General features: G+C 72.7%; 14 protein-coding genes. 9 read left to right on the forward strand and 5 right to left on the reverse strand.

Annotation, left to right across the window (positions count from 1 at the left end):
* Positions 1 to 110: 110 nt before the first annotated feature.
* Positions 111 to 1,700 (forward strand): IS1634 family transposase, encoded by a 1,590-nt coding sequence (locus tag G446_RS0105570; protein WP_026409255.1) that lies wholly within the window; start codon positions 111 to 113, stop codon positions 1,698 to 1,700.
* 782 nt (positions 1,701 to 2,482) lie between these two features.
* Here G446_RS0105570 and G446_RS0105575 read toward each other — a convergent pair.
* Positions 2,483 to 3,175 carry an RES family NAD+ phosphorylase gene (locus G446_RS0105575; RefSeq protein ID WP_315216217.1) on the reverse strand — a complete coding sequence of 231 codons (693 nt, stop codon included), beginning with the start codon at positions 3,173 to 3,175 and terminating at the stop codon, positions 2,483 to 2,485.
* Positions 3,109 to 3,876: a hypothetical protein gene (locus G446_RS19825; RefSeq protein ID WP_156916532.1), complete on the reverse strand. Its 768-nt coding sequence runs from the start codon at positions 3,874 to 3,876 to the stop codon at positions 3,109 to 3,111. Before G446_RS19825 ends, G446_RS0105575 begins: the two co-directional genes overlap by 67 nt.
* Before the next feature lie 272 nt (positions 3,877 to 4,148).
* On the opposite strand from G446_RS19825, the gene rbfA reads away from it, so the two are divergent.
* Entirely contained in the window at positions 4,149 to 4,748 is a 600-nt protein-coding gene (rbfA, locus tag G446_RS16175; RefSeq protein WP_084779021.1) for a 30S ribosome-binding factor RbfA, read from the forward strand.
* A 224-nt stretch (positions 4,749 to 4,972) separates the two neighbouring features.
* On the forward strand, positions 4,973 to 5,956 hold the full coding sequence (gene truB, locus G446_RS16180) for a tRNA pseudouridine(55) synthase TruB (RefSeq protein ID WP_034469334.1): 984 nt from the start codon (positions 4,973 to 4,975) through the stop codon (positions 5,954 to 5,956).
* 636 nt (positions 5,957 to 6,592) lie between these two features.
* Here the strand turns inward: truB and G446_RS0105595 are convergent.
* Positions 6,593 to 7,228 carry a TetR/AcrR family transcriptional regulator gene (locus tag G446_RS0105595; RefSeq protein ID WP_026409412.1) on the reverse strand — a complete coding sequence of 212 codons (636 nt, stop codon included), beginning with the start codon at positions 7,226 to 7,228 and terminating at the stop codon, positions 6,593 to 6,595.
* A gap of 410 nt (positions 7,229 to 7,638) precedes the next feature.
* Between G446_RS0105595 and G446_RS0105600 the strand changes: the two genes are divergently transcribed.
* From G446_RS0105600 to G446_RS0105610, 3 genes are all read left to right on the forward strand, one after another.
* Positions 7,639 to 8,667, forward strand: coding sequence for a bifunctional riboflavin kinase/FAD synthetase (locus G446_RS0105600; RefSeq protein ID WP_026409413.1), 1,029 nt, complete (start codon positions 7,639 to 7,641; stop codon positions 8,665 to 8,667).
* Positions 8,668 to 8,937: 270 nt separating this feature from the next.
* A complete protein-coding gene (gene rpsO, locus G446_RS0105605) occupies positions 8,938 to 9,207 on the forward strand; it encodes a 30S ribosomal protein S15 (RefSeq protein ID WP_026409414.1) in 270 nt (89 codons plus the stop codon).
* Between the two features lie 200 nt (positions 9,208 to 9,407).
* The gene (locus G446_RS0105610) at positions 9,408 to 10,208 is read left to right on the forward strand and encodes a DUF6882 domain-containing protein (RefSeq protein WP_051285687.1); all 801 of its coding nucleotides are present in this window, start codon (positions 9,408 to 9,410) and stop codon (positions 10,206 to 10,208) included.
* A gap of 124 nt (positions 10,209 to 10,332) precedes the next feature.
* Here G446_RS0105610 and fucO read toward each other — a convergent pair whose 3' ends face one another.
* A complete protein-coding gene (fucO, locus tag G446_RS0105615) occupies positions 10,333 to 11,484 on the reverse strand; it encodes a lactaldehyde reductase (protein WP_026409416.1) in 1,152 nt (383 codons plus the stop codon).
* 529 nt (positions 11,485 to 12,013) lie between these two features.
* Between fucO and G446_RS0105620 the strand changes: the two genes are divergently transcribed.
* On the forward strand, positions 12,014 to 14,383 hold the full coding sequence (locus G446_RS0105620) for a polyribonucleotide nucleotidyltransferase (protein WP_026409417.1): 2,370 nt from the start codon (positions 12,014 to 12,016) through the stop codon (positions 14,381 to 14,383).
* 140 nt (positions 14,384 to 14,523) lie between these two features.
* Entirely contained in the window at positions 14,524 to 15,900 is a 1,377-nt protein-coding gene (locus tag G446_RS0105625; protein ID WP_026409418.1) for a M16 family metallopeptidase, read from the forward strand.
* A 123-nt stretch (positions 15,901 to 16,023) separates the two neighbouring features.
* Here the strand turns inward: G446_RS0105625 and G446_RS0105630 are convergent, their stop codons facing one another.
* Complete coding sequence (locus G446_RS0105630; RefSeq protein WP_026409419.1) at positions 16,024 to 16,926, reverse strand: oxidoreductase; 903 nt, start codon at positions 16,924 to 16,926, stop codon at positions 16,024 to 16,026.
* 129 nt (positions 16,927 to 17,055) lie between these two features.
* Between G446_RS0105630 and G446_RS0105635 the strand changes: the two genes are divergently transcribed.
* Positions 17,056 to 17,769: a TetR/AcrR family transcriptional regulator gene (locus G446_RS0105635; RefSeq protein ID WP_425393873.1), complete on the forward strand. Its 714-nt coding sequence runs from the start codon at positions 17,056 to 17,058 to the stop codon at positions 17,767 to 17,769.
* Positions 17,770 to 17,815: the final 46 nt, after the last annotated feature.

A 17,815-nucleotide genomic window follows, 5' to 3' on the forward strand; every position in this document is an offset into this window, starting at 1 on the left:
CCTGACTCATGACACTTTGGTGGGGTCTGGGTTTTGATGCGGGTTTTTCGTTGATATCGTGTGGTGGTCGGGGTGTGCCGGCACACTAAGGGGCCGGTAGGGTCGGGGTGGTGAGCCCGTTTCTGCGCAAGGTCAAGACCGCCTCGGGGGCGACGGCGGTGCAGATCGCGGTCAAGCAGGGACGCCGGGACAAGGTGATCGAGCACCTGGGTTCAGCCCACACCAAGGCCGAGCTGGCTGCCCTGATGGAGATCGGCCGGCACCGCATCGCCCCGGACCAGTTGACTCTGGACCTGCCCTCCGCATCATCAGCACCACCGGCGGCTTCGACAGACACTGCCGGCGTGGTGGCGGTGGTGGAGTCGGCGCGCTCGGCCCTGTTGTGGGAGGTCCTGCACGGGGCCTACACCCGCCTGGGGCTGGGTGGGGCGGTCGGGGGTGATCGGGCCTTTGAGCAGATGGTTCTGGCTCGTGTGATCGAGCCGTCCTCCAAGGCCCAGGTGCCCCGCGTGCTGGGTGACCTGGGCCTGGAGCCGGTCACCGTGCGGACCTTGTTCCGCTCCCTGGCCCGGGCCCAGGAACGGGGATACCGGGAGGCGATCTCCCAGGCCCTGTTCGAACACGTCACCAGCACCGGGGGCCTGACCCTGTGCCTGTACGACGTCACCACCCTGTACTTCGAGACCGAGAGGGAGGACGACCTGCGCAAGGTCGGTTACTCCAAGGAGAGGCGGGTCGACCCCCAGGTCATCGTCGGCCTGCTGGTCGACCGCGGCGGTTTCCCCCTCCAGGTCGGGTGCTGGGAGGGCAACCGGGCCGAGACCACCACGATCATCCCCATGGTGGAGGCCTTCCAGGCCGCCCACGGTATTGAGGAGCTCGTCATCGTGGCTGATGCCGGCATGCTCTCGGCGGCCAACCTCAAGTCCCTGGACGAGGCGCACCTGCGGTTCATCGTCGGGGCCCGCACCACCCGGGCCCCGGGGGACCTTGAGGCGCACTTCCACTGGAAGGGTGACGCGTTCACTGATGGGCAGCTGATTGACACCATCACCCCCAGGAGAGGCTCCAGGAGCGAGCGGGACAAGAGCCTCAGGGCTGAGCCGGTGTGGGACCCGGTCACCCATCCGGGGTCGTGGCGGGCGGTGTGGGCCCACTCCAAGAAGCGCGCGGCCCGGGACAACCGGACCCTGGACGCCCAGGCCAACCGGGCCCGGGCCGTCGTCGCCGGCCAGCGACGTCCTAAGGGCACGCGCTTCGTCACCACCCACAAAGGAGACCAGGTCCTCGATGAGGCGTCCCTGGCCAGAGCCCGCTCCCTGGTGGGACTCAAGGGCTACGTCACCAATATTCCGTCTCGCTTGATGGACGCCGCCGAGGTCGTCTCCTCGTATCACGAGCTGTGGCACGTCGAGGCGTCCTTCCGCATGAGCAAGCACGACCTGTCAGCCCGACCCGTCTTCCACCACACCCGCGACGCCATCGAAGCCCACCTGACCGTCGTCATGGCCGCCCTAGCCGTAGCCCGCCACCTCCAGGACGCCACCGGCATGACCATCAAACGCATCATCCGCACCCTCAAACCCCTCCAGGAGATCACCATCAACCTCAACGGCCACCACCTCACCGCCGCCCCACGTCTGACCGACGCCGCCAACGACATCCTCACCGCCCTGAACACACCACACCCGGCACACTAAGCGTCATGAGTCAGGTCCGACGACCGGACGGGACCCGCGGGGACATCGCCCGGCGATCTCGCGGGCCGCGGCACTGGCCCGCCCGGCCACTCCGGACGCCCCGGCGCCCAGACGTGCACTTCGCACTCGAGCGTGCAGTTCCAGCCGTCGTTCTCGAGAGCGAAATGCACGTCTCGGCGTCGGGGGTCCTCAAGGGGGCCGGGATGAGCCGGGCCCGGCCCGCGAGCACGTCACTTAACCCGCGAGATCGTCACTTAACCCGCGAGCACGTACCTCTAGCAGACGTGCTCGCGGGTTAAGTGACGTGCTCGTGCGTGGGGGCATATTCCCGCAGGCCCGCCCGGCCGATCGGGGCACCTGCTGCGGCCTTCGCCCGACCCGCGGTGACCCTCCCGGGGGACCCGCTGCGGCGCAGGTTGTCCAAATCTGTTGCAAAGGCACGGATCGAGCCGGAGCGCCGAAAGAGAATGGTTGATATTCCGCACCTTTGCTCGCCGCCGATCCCGGTCTGGGGCGCCTTTGCAACAGATTCGGACACGCTCCCGCCCCAGGCCGCCTCAGGAGTCCCACTCGCACCACTCCGCGCCCGTTCTTCCCGCACCGCCGCACCGATCCCCGCCCCCGAGCCGCCGTTTCCGATGAGAAGGGCTCAATGGGTCGGAGGCCGTGCCGCAGTATCGTCCCGGCGGAAATCGACGGGAACTGGAGATGCATGCAGGGGCAAGTGGGAGGCGGGCGACGCGCGAGGGCCGTCCGGGCGCCGTCGGCCCCGCCCGGTTCTTCTATACGACCGTGTAGCCGATCCGGGGCGCCAGGCTTACCAGAAGGGCGTAGATGGTCGAGTCCGTCAGCGGCACCGAATCGCGCGGGCGGGGCGGGATGCTGCTGGCGGCGGGAGTGAAGAGCACAGTCATCCCGCGTCCGGTCATGGTGGATCGCACGGCCAGACCGTCCAGATCCGGCGCCTGCTCGCGCACGGCCCTCGCCCAGGCCCGGCAGGTCGATCGAGGTGCGCTATCCAGAGCCGCGGATGCGCCGTTGCGCAGGGCCCACTGGCCGCTCAGGTCGAGCAGTCTCATCGCGCGGGTGGCCTGCCAGATCTGCAGGACGGGAGTGTCGCACCGGGTGTCGATGATGCGGGTATCGGCGAAGACCTCGGCGACGCAGGTCATGAGGTCCCCCGCCGTGTAGAGAACGCCCTCGCCGGGATGATCCCCGGGCGGCTCCGGGTGAGGGTCCCAGCGGCACCTCGCCACCGGGCCCCAGGAGCGCAATCGCCTCCATGCCAGTGCGAAGGGGCTCGAGGCGAAGGTTATCCGGAACAGTTCGGCGCCATCGACGACGCTGATGTCCTGCGGACCAATGGATAACGGCCCCGGGGGTCTGACCGGGTTCTTGGGCCGTGCGCTCACCGGTGGTCCATCTCGGTCAGGACTCGCGTCACCTCCGTGGGATCGCCACCGCGCGCGAGCCACTCCACGGGGCTGAGGCCGTCGAGGATCTCGGGGTCGGCGCTGGTCATCCGCGCCTCCACGGTCATCGGTGTCAGGCCGTTGCGCAGGGCCGGAACCACAGTCGCCAGTCCCGGCAGCGGACGGCCGTCGTCGAACTGCCAGGTGGGGAAGCGCAGGTTTCGCCCGAGGTGGTAGGCGTACAGGCTCCGCCCCGCGGACCGGGCGATCGCGGCGGGGGACCTTCCCGTCATATCGGCCACTTCGCGGGTGCTCAGCGAGCGGGTCAGGTTGTCGGCGGCTACCAGCGCCCAGTGCCGGGCGGCGATGAGCTCCGCGTACTCGGGATCTTCGAGGATGCGGCTCACCTCGCGGGCGTCATCGTCGTCGAGCCCGGGCAGCGTGGTGCGGGCGAGTAAGTCCGCGGTGGACGCTGACAGAGGAACTGCGCTGGCATTGCTGTGGGCGGGCGTCGGGGTGTCAAGTTCTCCGGCACCATCGCGAAGATTCTGACCTTTCCTGAGACCTGCCTGGTAAGAAATACGTATCGTTTTACGTATGGAATCTTCGAGGATTTCAGTGTAATCGCCTAGCGGGAGCGCTCGGGTGCGAAGGTCAAGCAGAAATTCTTGGAATTCTTGGGTGTGAGAATCGCGCAGAAGCTCCCGGATGGAGTCCAGTGCCCGGTCCGGGTCGGCTGGTGCATTAGTGTCCGGAGCTGCCATAAGTTTCAGGATACCACAGTGGAGGCGCGATCTCCATATTCGGTTTCGTCCGAAGACGCGCCCGACAGAATGCAGGTTCTACGGGGTCGGCCCATCCCCTTGCGCCCCGCCCGGCGCCCGGGCCCCGGCGTCGGGCCGGACCCGCTCAGCGCCCGGCGCGCCCCCGCCGCCCGGGTTCCGTAGGATGGCGGCGCGCGCCGCAGTGGTGCGCCCGAATCCGGCGGTCGCCCGGCCCGCGGGCCCGGCCCGCCCCGACCACCAGGAGGACCACCATGGCCGACGCCGCCCGCGCCCGCAAGGTCGCCGACCGCATCCACGAGACCGTCGCCCGTCTCCTGCAGGGGCGCATCAAGGACCCGCGCCTGGGGTTCGTCACCATCACCGACGTCCGCGTCACCGGCGACCTCCACCAGGCCACCGTCTTCTACACCGTCTACGGCACCGACAAGGACCGCCGCAACAGCGCCGCGGCCCTGAAGTCCGCCACCGGGCTCATCCGCTCCGAGGTCGGCAGGGCCCTGGGCATCCGCCTGACCCCCTCGATCGCCTTCCAGCTCGACGCCCTGCCCGACCAGGCCAAGACCTTCGAGGACGCCCTGGCCCGCGCCCGGGCCCGGGACGAGGAGATCGCCCGCACCTACGCCGGGGCCGCCCCCGCGGGCGACGCCGACCCCTACCGCCGCGCCGATACGGCAGATGAGCCCGACGACGACTCCGAAGGCGAGTTCGGCGATGAGGAGCCCGACGACGACTCCGACGGCGGGGAGTTCGACGGCGAGGGATCCGGTGCGGACGGAAGGTCCGGGACTGCCGCCAAGGCCGCCGCCCGGTCCACTGACGAGGACGACGTCGAGCCCGAGGTCATCGCGTGAGCCGACCGGCCCCGGTCGCTGGCCGTCTGCCCGGCGCCGACGCCGACGGCCCCCGGGACGGCGGTCCTCGGGCCGTCGCCGCCAGCGCAGTCAGCGCCGGCGCTGGCCGCCCGCCCAGCGCTGGCGTCGCCGCCAGCTCCCGCCCGCCCGGCACCGGCGGCAGCCCCCGGACCGCCGCCCCCCGGCTCCGGGCGCCGCGCGGCGCGGTCACCGCCGCCGACGGCCTGCTCCTGGTCGACAAGCCCGCTGGCCCCACCAGCCACGACGTCGTCGCCGCCGTCCGGCGCCTGGCCGCCACCCGCAGGGTCGGCCACGCCGGCACCCTCGACCCCATGGCCACCGGTCTGCTGGTTCTGGGCGTCGGGCGGGCCACCCGGCTGCTGACCCACCTGGTGGGGGCCGACAAGACCTACGAGGCCACGGTGCGCCTGGGCCAGGAGACCCTCACCGAGGACGCCCAGGGCGAGGTCACGGCGTCGGCCGGCTGTCCCGCCCCCGACTCGTGGCCCGGGGGAGGGGCGGGCCTCGCCCGGCGCCTGGACGACGCGCTGCGCGCCCTGACCGGCGAGATCATGCAGGTGCCCAGCGCCGTGTCCGCGATCAAGGTCGACGGCGTGCGCTCCTACGCGCGGGTGCGCGGCGGGCAGGGGGTGGAGCTGCCCGCGCGGGCGGTGAGCATCCACGCCCTGGCGCGGCGGGGCGATCCGCGCCCCGCCCGGGCCGGGGACGGCACGCCCGTCGTCGACCTGGATCTGCACGTGGACTGCTCCTCGGGCACCTACGTGCGCGCCATCGCCAGGGACCTGGGCGCTGCCCTGGGCTGCGGGGCCCACCTGACGGCGCTGCGGCGCACCCGGGTCGGCCCCTTCGACGTCGGTGAGGCCGCCGGTCTCGACGCGCTCTGCGCTCAGGTGGAGGCCGACGCCGCCACCGCCCGGCCCGAGGGGCTGAGCGTGCTGCCCATGGCCGCGGCGGCGCGCCGCTGCTTCGCGTCGGTGGAGCTCACCGCGGACGAGGCCCGCGCCCTCGGCCACGGCCGGATGCTGCCGGCGGATCTCCTGGACCGGGCCCGGGCTCCCGAGCGCCCGGTCGCCTCCAAGGCCGCCGGGCGGGTGGTGGCGGGGCTGGCCCCGGACGGGGCCGTCGTGGCCCTGCTGGTCCGCCAGGGCTCCCGCGCCCGCCCCGTCACGGTCCTCGCCCCGGGGTGAGCGGGCGCCGTCGGCCGTCCGGAGCTGCTGCCGGGCGTCGTCGCCGCTACACGCGGGTGCTGAAAGGTTATTCAGGGGTGGTTTTGAAGACGTGGGGCGTGAAGGTCGTGGTGACGGTCCGGTCGTCGGGACGGTTCCCCGCCCAACCCCGCTCCGCCCCGCCGGTCGTCTTGCATGGTGGGACGACGTCTCGCATGTCGTGACGCGGCCGGCCCGCGAGCACGTCACATAACCCTCGAGCACGTCACTTGACCCGCGAGATCGTCACTTAACCCTCGAGCACGTCACTCTGGCAGACGTGCTCGCGGGTTATGTGACGTGCTCGGCGGTTACCCGACATTCTCGCGGGTTACCCGACGATCTCGCGGGCCGCGGCGCCCGACGCCGCTGCGCCCCGGGCGTCGAGATGCGCACTTCGCCCTCGAGGACGGCGTTTGGACCACCGTGGTCCCGCACATAAGTGGTCCAAGGAGAACGCCGCCATGAGCCCGCTGAATAACCTTCCTGGCCGACATCAACGTGGCGGCCAGAGCGATGAGGCCGGCCAAGGCGATAGCCACGATGGCGCCGCGGGCCAGATCGGCTCGGAGGAGCCGTTTTAGCACGGGGTGGGCCCCCGCGGGCCCGGCCCCGCCCCTATGACGCCCCCTCCGGGGACGCCCCCTGCGCGATGGGCGCCAGGGCGCCGGGCTCGCAGCCCAGCAGCGTCTCCGCGGCGCGCGCGATCCCGGCGGCGCGGCGCGGGATCTCCGCCTCCTCGCCGGTGAAGATCCCCGCGTCCAGGAGCATTCCGGCGCTGGTCAGGAGGATCTCGATCGTCTCGCGGGGGTGCTCGGTGGAGAAGACCCCCTCGGCGACGCCCTGCTCGACGACGCCGGTGAGGATCGGGGTGAGGCGGCGGACCGTCTCGACGATGGTCAGGACGTGGAATTCGGCATTGCCCGGGGCGTGGAGCTCCTCGGCGAGTTCGAGCTCGGGCTCGTCCACGCGGGCGGCGGCCGTAATGGCCAGCAGCTTGGGCACCGCGGGCTGCCGGCCCTCGGCGATGGCCCGGGCCCGGTCGGCGATGCCGTCGGCGGTGCGCGCGATGAGGGCCCGCAGAATCTCCTCCTTGGAGGAGAAGTGGTAGTAGAGGGTGCCCTTGGCGATGCCGACCTCAGTGAGAATGTCCTCCACGGAGGTGGACTGGAAGCCCCGGGTGGTGAACAGGCGCCGGGCGGTGTCGAGGATCTCGGCGCGGCGCTGCGGAGCGGGTTTGGATATGCGCGGCATGTGTGCCTCGTGGTTCTCGTGCGGGTGGGCCGGGCGGACCGGCCCCGGTCCGTCGGCGCCGGACGGATAACTAACAGACCGTCGGTCGGTAATGAGGATAGCCCCGTGGTGAGCGGCGGTCAAGCGCTGCGGCTTCCGGCTCCGGCGCGGACGCCGTCGGGGGCGCAACGACGGCGGTGGCGGCCTCCGCGGAGGGCGGGCCGCGGCGGTGCGGGCCGCCGGGCGGGTCCGGGGCGCCCGGTTCGCGCGGGGCCGGGGCGGGTCCAGGTTATTCGGTTCGCGCGGCACCGGGACGGAGCGAGTCCAGGCCACCCGGTTCGCGCACCGCCGGGCGGACGTGGCAGTGTTTGACCCGCAGGATCGGCGGGCCGTGGCGCCCGCCGGGTGGATCGAGAACAGGATTGTCCGCGGTGGAGGTCTGGTACGGCGCCGAGCAGGTGCCCACGACATTGAGTGCGCCCGGAGGGCCGGGCAGCGTGGTGGCCATCGGCGTCTTCGACGGCGTGCACCGCGGGCACCAGGCGATCCTGGGCCGCGTCGTGGAGCGCGCCCACGAACTCGCCGCCGGCGGGAGGCGCCCCCTGGCGGTGGCGGTCACCTTCGACCCGCATCCGCGCCGCGTCCACCGGCCCGAGGAGGACCTGCCCCTCATCGCCTCCCTGACCGACCGCCTGTCCTCCCTGGAGGGGGTGGGCCTGGACGCCGTGCTCGTCATCGCCTACGACCTGGAATTCGCCGCCCAGGGCCCCCGGGAGTTCGTGCGCACCTGGCTCGAGGGGCTGCTCGGCGTGCGCGCCCTCGTCGTCGGCGGCGACGTGCGCTTCGGGCGCTCCAACTCCGGGGACGCCGCCACCCTGGAGGAGATCGGCGCCGCCGACGGCTTCGAGGTGGAGATCCTCGGCGAGATCCGCTCGGGCGGAGGGCGCCGCTGGTCGTCGACCTGGGTGCGCCAGTGCCTGGGGGACGGGCGGGTGCGCGAGGCCGCCGACGTCCTGGGCCGCCCCCACCGCCTGCGCGGCACCGTGGTCCACGGGCGCCGTCGCGGGCGCGAGCTGGGCTTCCCCACCGCCAACCTGGAGGCCGCCACCGCCGGCGTCGTGCCCCCCGACGGCGTCTACGCCGGGTGGCTGGTGCGCCACCGCCGGGCCGGGGGGGAGGCGGGGGAGGAGCACCTGCCCGCCGCGATCTCCATCGGCACCAACCCCACCTTCGACGACGTGCCCCGGCGCACCGTGGAGGCCCACGTGCTGGGCCGGGCCGACCTCGACCTGTACGGCGAGGAGATCGGCGTCGAGCTCGTCGAGCGCCTGCGCCCCATGCTCGCCTTCGACGGGCTGGAGCCGCTGCTGGCGCAGATGCGCGACGACGTCGCCCGGACCGCCCGGATCCTGAACGTGCCGGTGCCCGGCCCCATCCGCCCCGAGGACGTCACCGCCTGAGGGGCGCGGATCCCCCTCGCCCCGTCCGCGCGGGCCCCGGCCGGTCCGGGGAGGCGCCGGGCGGGCGGCGGCCCGGAGAGGCGGGGCGGCGGACGGGCCCGGGAAGACGACGGCGCCGGCCCGGGCGGGTTGTGCCGGTTCCCACAGGCCCCGGCGGGAGGGGCCGGGCGCCGCGCTGGTAATGTGGGCCCGCCGTCGATCGGCCGCGGATGTGTCATGCCCGGGAGAACCAGCCCCGGCGCTCCGCGCAACGAGGAAAGAGGAGCGACCGTGTCGGTTACCCCCGAGCGCAAGCAGCAGATCATCGCCGAGTACGCCACTCACGAGGGCGACACGGGCTCTCCCGAGGTCCAGATCGCCGTCCTGTCCGAGCGCATCGCCAACCTCACCGAGCACTTCAAGACCCACGCGCACGACCACCACTCGCGCCGCGGCCTCTACCTGCTCATCGGCAAGCGCCGTCGTCTGCTCGACTACCTCATGAAGGAGGACATCGAGCGCTACCGCTCGATCATCTCCCGCCTGGGAATCCGCCGCTGAGCGCCCCGAGCGCAGCGTCCTCCGGCCCCGCCACCGCCCCGGTGGCGGGGCCGGAGTCATTCCGGGGCGGACGTCGTCGGAAGTGCTGAATCTCGGGGAGTACACACCGGCACGGTGCCTTGCGTCCGCGCACGCGAGCGACGACGATGAACCGGACCGGCTCAGCACGCGCTGGCACCCCGACGAGGAGGAGCAAGACCATGGGCATTCTCGATTGGTTCCGCACACTCCGGCGGCCCGCCGGTGCGAACCGGCCCGCGGAGCAGATCCCCGCCGGAGCGTTCGGCCCGACCGCCCTCGAGATCACGCCCACGGCGCCGCGCCGCTCGTTCGTCGACGCCGGGATCCAATTCGACCGCAGCCTGTTCGGGGACGTCTTCTCCGCCTGCCTGGCGCCGTCGACGGTGATCCAGGACGCGTGCGCCGGATTCGTCCTCGACGCCCCCCAGTGGTCCGTCGACTTCGAGACCGGCACCCTGTCCTTCGGGGAGAACTCCTACCCGGTGCAGTTCCTGGGCAGCGAGTCCACGCTCGACGACACGTGGACGTGGGGCTGGAACAACGACTTCCCCCCGCCGGTTCTGGCAATGGCCGAGTGCATGCGGGACATCGGCCGGCAGTGGGGCCTGGAGGAGCTGAGCACCGCCACCTTCCCGCTGGCCCAGGGGCGCAGCGGCCGCGAGCTCGCCATGGTCTCCACCGTGCTGGCCCCCGGATCCTCCTGCTACTACCGGGTGCCGCAGGAGGCCGGGGCCATGCTCCTGGCCTTCTCCGGCCTGCCCGAGAGCGTCTTCGCACCCGTCAACGTGGTCCGCTTCGCCCGCATCCTGTCCGACTGCCTCCAGATCCCCTGCGACCACCGGATCCTCGCCGAGAGCTTCCTGGCGTGGAACGGCACCGCCTACGAGTGGGAGGAGCGGCGGATCGTCGCCCACTTCCCCGCCCGGCTGATCATGGAGTTCGACGAGGTCATGCGCCTGACGAAGATCATGAGCGCCTGAGGCGCGGGCCCCGCCGCCCGCCGGCGACGGGGCCCGACCGCGCTCGCGGCTGGCCCGCGGCTCCCGGCCCCTCCCGGCTCGCCCGCGGTCGCCGGTCACCGGTCACCGGCCCCGGGAGCCGACCTCACAGCAGCGAGCGGTAGAGGGCCTCGATGTCCTCGCGGGTGGCCGGACGCGGGTTGCCCGGGGTGCACACGTCGTTGAAGGCGTCCTCGGTCAGGGCCGCGATGCCGGCCTCGTCCACGCCGATCTGCGAGATCCTCGTGGGGTTGCCCAGGTCGGCCGTCAGCGCGGCGACGGCCTCGACGGCGGCGGCCCGGGCCTCGGCCAGCGGCATGGTCCGGGCCCCCTCCACGCCGAAGGCCTCGGCGATGTCGCGGTACTTCTCCCCGGTGAACTCCGCGTTGTAGGCCATGACCGGGGCGAGCAGGATGCCGTTGGCCAGCCCGTGCGGGGCGCCGTAGCGCCCGCCCAGCGGGTGGGCCATGCCGTGGACCAGGCCCAGCCCGACGTTGGAGTAGGCCATGCCGTTGATGTAGGCGGCCAGGCCCATGGCCTCGACGGCGTCGGCGTCGCCGTCGGCCGCCGCGCGCAGGTTCGCCGCGATCATCTGGATGGACTTCAGGCACAGCGCGTCGCTCAGCTCCCAGGCGCCCGGCGTGATGTAGCCCTCGATGGCGTGGGTGAGCGCGTCCAGGCCGGTGGCGACCTTGAGGGAGCGGGGCATGGCGTCCATGAGGTCGGGGTCGACGACGGCGACCACCGGGATGTCGTGCGGGTCCACGCACACGAACTTGCGCTTGTTCGCGGCGTCGGTGATGACGTAGTTGATCGTGGTCTCCGACGCCGTCCCGGCCGTGGTGGGCACGCCGATGATCGGCACCCCCGGGTTCTTCGTGGGCGACAGGCCCTCCAGGCTCAGCACGTCGGCGAATTCGGGGTTGGCGGCGATGACCGAGATGGCCTTGCAGGTGTCCTGCGGGGAGCCGCCGCCCAGGCCGATGAGGATCTCGGCGCCCGAGGCGCGGAAGGCGGCCAGGCCCGCCTGGACCTTCTCCACGGGCGGGTTGGGGACGACGTCGGAGAAGACCTCCCAGGAGATCCCGGCGCCGTCGAGCAGGTCGGTGATGCGCGCGGCGGTGCCGTTGTCGGCCAGGACGGGGTCGGTGACGACGAAGGCCCGGCTCAGGCCCCGCGCGGTGATCTCGGAGGGGATGGCGGCGATGGCCCCGCGGCCGAAGTGCCCGGTCTGGTTGAAGATCATGCGGTGGGTCATTGCGCTCTCCTCGGAGTCTGCCGTGGTCGGTCGCCGTCGTCGCCCGCGGGTCGAGTGCGGCGGCGCGACGGCGGTGGTGGCTCCACCATGGCATCATCGGCCGCGGTCGGCGAGGAGCGAAGGTCCCCCGAGCCCCGGCCGCGGCGCCGGTGCGCGCGCGTCCCGCCGGCGGCGTCGGCCCGGCGTCGGCGCGCCGTCGGTCCGGCGCCGGCGCGTCCCATCTCACGTCGTCGTGACCACGGGTTCACATCCCCCCACCCGCCCCCACGGTAGGATCGACGAGCCCGCGTGCGCGCAGGTCCGTGACCACCGGTCCGAACGCGCACGGGCGCCGGCGAGGTGCCGGCGCCCCGGCACGCGGGAGCGCGCACGAGGCAGGGCCCCGTGCGCCCAGGCGGCGACCGTCGGTTTTCGGTGGTGGCCTCCGGAGCGCCGCGCCCGCGCGTAGCGGGGGCGAGCCGGTTCCGTGGGCCTCGATCGAAGGCCACGGGAGGCGCCCCCAGATCGACTAGAGAGAGACACATCGCAGATGTTCGTTGATGACCCCGAGGTCACCGCTGCGGAGGCCGTGATCGACAACGGCCCATTCGGCAAGCGCGTCGTCCGCTTCGAGACCGGGCGCCTGGCCAAGCAGGCCGCCGGGAGCGCCATGGCCTACCTCGACGGCGAGACCGTCGTCCTGTCGGCGACCACCGTGGGCAAGCACCCCAAGGACCAGTTCGACTTCTTCCCGCTGACCGTCGACGTCGAGGAGCGCCAGTACGCGGCCGGCCGCATCCCCGGCTCCTTCTTCCGCCGCGAGGGCCGCGCCGGCACCGCCGCCATCCTCGCCTGCCGCCTCATCGACCGCCCGCTGCGCCCCTCCTTCGTCAAGGGCCTGCGCAACGAGGTCCAGGTCGTCGAGACCATCCTGGCCATCCACCCCGACGACGCCTACGACGCCCTGGCGATCAACGCGGCCTCCATGTCCACCCAGATCGCCGGGCTGCCCTTCTCCGGGCCCGTGGCCGGCACCCGCCTGGCCCTCATCGACGGCCAGTGGGTCGCCTTCCCCCGCTACTCCGAGCTCGAGCGCGCCACCTTCCAGATGGTCGTGGCCGGCCGGGTCCTGGAGAGCGGCGACGTCGCCATCATGATGGTCGAGGCCGGCGCCACCGAGAACGCCTGGGACCTCATCGCCGACGGCGCCGCCGCCCCCACCGAGCCGGTCGTGGCCGAGGCCCTGGAGGCCGCCAAGCCGCACATCAAGGCCCTGTGCGAGGCCCAGATGGAGGTCGCCGCCCACACCTCCAAGCCCACCGCCGAGTTCCCGCTCTACCTGGACTACACCGACGAGCAGTACGACGCCGTCGAGAGGGCCGCCCAGGCCCACGACCTGGCCGGCGCCATCGCCACCGAGGGCAAGCAGGCCCGCGACGCGGCCATCGACGCGGTGCGCGAGGCCGTCCTGGCCGACCTCGCCGAGCAGTACGGGACGGAGGAGGACGTCAAGGCCCTCAAGGCCGCCTTCCGCTCCGTGACCAAGAGGATCGTGCGCCACCGCACCCTCACCGAGGGCGTGCGCATGGACGGGCGCGGCCTGAGGGACATCCGCACGCTCGGCGCCGAGGTCGAGGTCCTGCCCCGCGTCCACGGCTCGGCCATCTTCGAGCGCGGCGAGACCCAGATCCTGGGCGTGACCACCCTCAACATGCTGCGCATGGAGCAGCAGATCGACGATCTGTCGCCGGTCACCCACAAGCGCTACATGCACCAGTACGTCTTCCCGCCCTTCTCCACCGGCGAGACCGGGCGCGTGGGCGCCCCCAAGCGCCGCGAGATCGGCCACGGCGCGCTGGCGGAGCGGGCCCTGGTGCCCGTGCTGCCCGACCGCGACGACTTCCCCTACGCCATCCGCCAGGTCTCCGAGGCCCTGGGCTCCAACGGCTCGACCTCCATGGGCTCGGTGTGCGCCTCGACCCTGTCGATGCTCAACGCCGGCGTGCCGCTGCGCGCGCCCGTGGCCGGCATCGCCATGGGCCTCATGCACGAGGAGATCGACGGCGAGACCAAGTGGGCCACGCTCACCGACATCCTCGGAAGCGAGGACGCCTTCGGCGACATGGACTTCAAGGTCGCCGGCACCCGCGACTTCATCACGGCCCTCCAGCTCGACACCAAGCTCGACGGTCTGCCCTCCGAGATCCTGGCCGGCGCCCTCGACCAGGCCCGCGACGCCCGCTTCTACATCCTCGACATCATGGCCCGGGCCATCGACTCCCCCGACGAGATGGCCCCCACGGCCCCGCGCGTCCTGACCGTCCACATCCCCGTGGACAAGATCGGCGAGGTCATCGGCCCCAAGGGCAAGATGATCAACCAGATCCAGGACGACACCGGCGCAGAGCTGACGGTCGAGGACGACGGCACCGTCTACATCGGCGCCTCCGACGGGCCGTCGGCCGAGGCCGCGCGCGACGCCGTCAACGCCATCGCCAACCCGCAGATGCCCGAGATCGGCGAGCGCTTCATCGGCACCGTGGTCAAGACCACGACCTTCGGCGCCTTCGTCTCGCTGACCCCCGGCAAGGACGGGCTGCTGCACATCTCGCAGATCCGCCGGCTGGTGGGCGGCAAGCGCGTGGAGAACGTCGAGGACGTCCTGAGCGTGGGCGACAAGGTCCAGGTCGAACTGGCGGAGATCGACCAGCGCGGCAAGCTGAGCCTGCACGCGGTCCTCAACGAGGAGCAGCTGGCCGCCGAGCAGGAGGCCAAGTCCTCCCGTGAGGCCGAGGAGGGCGGCCGCCGCGAGCGCCGTCCCCGTCGCGAACGCGGAGAGGCGGACGGCGGCGAGCGCCGTGAGCGCCGCCCGCGCCGTCGTCGCACCCGCACCATCGCGGAGTCCTCCGAGGAGGAGTGACGACGCCGGCGCCGCCGCTTCCGGCTCCGTTCCGGTTCCGCGAGCGCGCAGGTTTCCAGTCGAACGCGCGGCTGGGAGGTGCGCGTTCGACTGGAAACCTGCGCGCTCGCGGAATACGGCGCGGCCGGTAGGCTGACCCGGTGACCAGCACGATCGCGACCGACCGCACGGGCCCCCGGGCCCCGACCTCCTTCTCCGAGGTCGCCCTGATCCGCGCCGCCGCCGGGGAGCCCGGCGCCGAGCTGGAGCTGACCGACGACGGCGCCGTGCTGCGCCGCTCGATCCTGCCCGGCGGCGTGCGGGTGATCACCGAGTCCGTGCCGGGTCTGCGCTCGGCGGGCCTGGGCATGTGGTTCGGCGTCGGCTCGCGCGACGAGGCGGCCGGTCAGGAGGGCTCCACCCACTTCCTGGAGCACCTGCTGTTCAAGGGCACCGCCAGGCGCGACGCCCGCGCCATCGCCGAGGCCTTCGACTTCATCGGCGGGGAGTCCAACGCCGCCACCTCCAAGGAGCACACCTCCTACTACGCCCGGGTCCAGGGGCAGGACTGCCTGGAGGCCCTCGACGTGCTCGCCGACATGGTCACCTCCTCCCTCCTGGATCCCAAGGACGTGGAGACCGAGCGCGGCGTCATCATCTCCGAGCTGGCCGACGCGGCCGACGATCCGGTCGACGTCGCCCAGGAGGCCTTCGCCCGCGCCGCCTTCGGCGAGGGCACGCCGCTGGGCCGTCCCATCGGGGGCACGCCGGAGGCGGTGGCCGCCGTCCCGCGCGACGCCGTGTGGGACCACTACCGGCGCACCTACGGCGCCGACTCGCTGGTCGTGGCGGCCGCGGGCGCCGTCGAGCACGAGGAGGTCTGCGAGCGGGTGGCCGCCGATCTGGAGGCGGCCGGGTGGGACACGAGCGCCTCGGCCCGGCCGCGTGAGCGCCGCTTCGAGACCGTCGCCCCGGCGCCGCCGGCGATGACGGACGTCGAGATCGTGCGCGAGTGCGAGCAGTCGCACGTCTACCTCGCCTGCCCGGGCATCGGGGTGCGCGACGAGCGACGCTGGCCCATGAGCGTGCTCACCACGATCCTGGGCGGGGGCATGTCCTCGCGACTGTTCCAGGAGGTGCGCGAGAAGCGCGGTCTGGCCTACTCCACCTATGCCTTCGACGCCCCTTACGCGGGCGCGGGGGCCTTCGGGCTCTACGCGGGCTGCGCGCCGCGCGACGTCGAGGAGGTGTGCGCGGTCATGGTCGGGGAGTTCGAGAGGCTCGCGGCCGACGGCGTGAGCGAGCGCGAGTTGCGGCGCGCCCGCGGCCAGATCCGCGGGGCCATGGTGCTGGGCGGCGAGGACTCCCTGTCGCGCATGGGGCGGCTGGGGCGCGGGGAGGTCGTCACCGGACGGCTGCGCTCCATGGAGGAGAATCTGCGGCTGCTCGACGCCGTGACCGCCGAGCAGGTGCGCGAGCTGGCCGCCTGGTTGGTGGGCCGCGCCCGCGCCCGGGTGCTCGTCGGCCCGAGGGTCTGATCGGACGCGGATCTGAGCCGAGCCGAGAATTGACGGCTTCCGACGACCGACGGGGGCCGACGGCGCACTGCGCGTTGCAGTGCGCCGTCGGCCCCGGTGCTACCGGTTCGCGCGGGCCTTCAGTCAGCGGCGCAGGCCGAAGGCGGCGCCGATGAGGCGGTCGAAGGCGCGGTCGGGCAGGATGCGGCGCGCGGCGATGAGGGGCTTCGCCATGAAGCCCACGGCGTAGCGGGTTCGGGGGTGGCGGGCGGTGACGATCTTTCCGATGGTGCGGGCGATGACCGCGGGCGGGGAGTAGCGCCGCTGGTACGACTCGCTGCGCATGGAGCCGGCCACCGCCTTGACCTGAGTGGCGTAGGCGCTGCCCTCGGCCGTGGCCTCCAGGTGGTCGGCGGCGATCGCGTACCACTCGGTGCGGATCCCGCCGGGCTCGACCACGACGACGTCGATGCCGAAGGGGCGCAGCTCCATGCGCAGGGCGTCGCTGAGGGCCTCGACGGCGTACTTGGTGGCGTGGTACCAGCCGCCCAGCGGCGTGGTCAGTCTCCCTCCCATGGAGGAGATGTTGATGATGGTGCCCGAGCCCTGGGCGCGCATGTGCGGGGCCACCAGCTGGGTGAGGCGGGCCAGACCGAAGACGTTGACCTCGAACTGGCGGCGGGCCTCGTCCATCGGGACGTCCTCGACGGCCCCGAAGGAGCCGTAGCCGGCGTTGTTGACCAGGACGTCGATGCGGCCGGTCTCCTCCAGGATGCGGTTCACGCCGGCGCTCATGGAGGCGTCGTCGGTGACGTCCATGGGCAGCGGGCGGATGCCGTCGGCGGCCAGGGCCCGGAGGCGGTCGGTGCGGCGGGCCGCGCCGTAGACGGTGTATCCCAGCGCTTGGAGCCTGCGGGCGGTGTCCTCGCCGATTCCGGAGGAGGCGCCGGTGACGAGCGCGGTGCGGGTTGCGCCGTGGTCCGCGGAGCTCTCGGGGGAGTTCTCGGCGGAGGTGCCGGGGGCCTGGGCGGGCGCGGTGGTGATCATCGTCCGAGGTGTCCTCTCGCTAACATGAATCGTCGTTCAGGTATTATCATGAACGATAGTTCACCTTTGCGCAAGTGAGATACTCGGCACGGTGCGGAGCAGGACGGGGGGCGCGGGAGCATGACTCGGGTGACGGACGACGCGGTCGGGCGGGGTCACTGCGGCGAGGTCGGGCGGGTCGCGACCGCTGCGACGCAGGCGGCGGCGGAGACGGCGGAAGCGGCGGCGACCGGGACGTCGCCGGGGCCGCCGCCGAGGCGCGCCGACGCGGTGCGCAACCGGGCCTGCATCCTCGAGGCCGCCAGGCGCCTGGTGACCGAGCGGGGGACCGACGTGGCCATGGGGGAGATCGCCCGGGAGGCCGGCGTCGCCGTCGGCACCCTCTACCGGCACTTCCCCAACAAGGCGGATCTGCTCGCCGCCGTCGTCACCCAGTACGTCGAGGCCGTGGCCGAGGATGCTCAGGACGCCTGGGCGCGCGTCGAGGCCGGACGGGCCGACGCCGCCCAGGAGCTCCTGGAGTTCCTGGAGCGGGCCCTGGAGATGATCTCCAGGAGCCATGCCGCCAAGGCCGTCGCCCAGGCGCTGGGCGCGCAGGTGGAGTACTCCGAGCCGGAGACCCGCGCCACCCGGGCGCTGGAGCGCCTCATCGGGGCGGGGCGGGCGAGCGGGCGGCTGCGGGGCGACCTCGCCGTCTCCGACCTCTACATCCTCATGGTCTTCTACCCCGGGGACGGCCCGGTCGAGGTCCGCCGGCGCTGGCTGGAGCTCATCCGCCCCGGCCTGCTGGGAGCGGGCGCGCAGGAAGGGCGCGTCCCCCGGTCGACGTCCGACGGGGTCTGACGGGGCCTGACGGGCGGGCTGCGCCTCACGGCGGGCGGGAGAGTGG

The organism is Actinomyces dentalis DSM 19115 (assembly GCF_000429225.1).
In the GTDB taxonomy this organism is placed as follows: domain Bacteria; phylum Actinomycetota; class Actinomycetes; order Actinomycetales; family Actinomycetaceae; genus Actinomyces; species Actinomyces dentalis.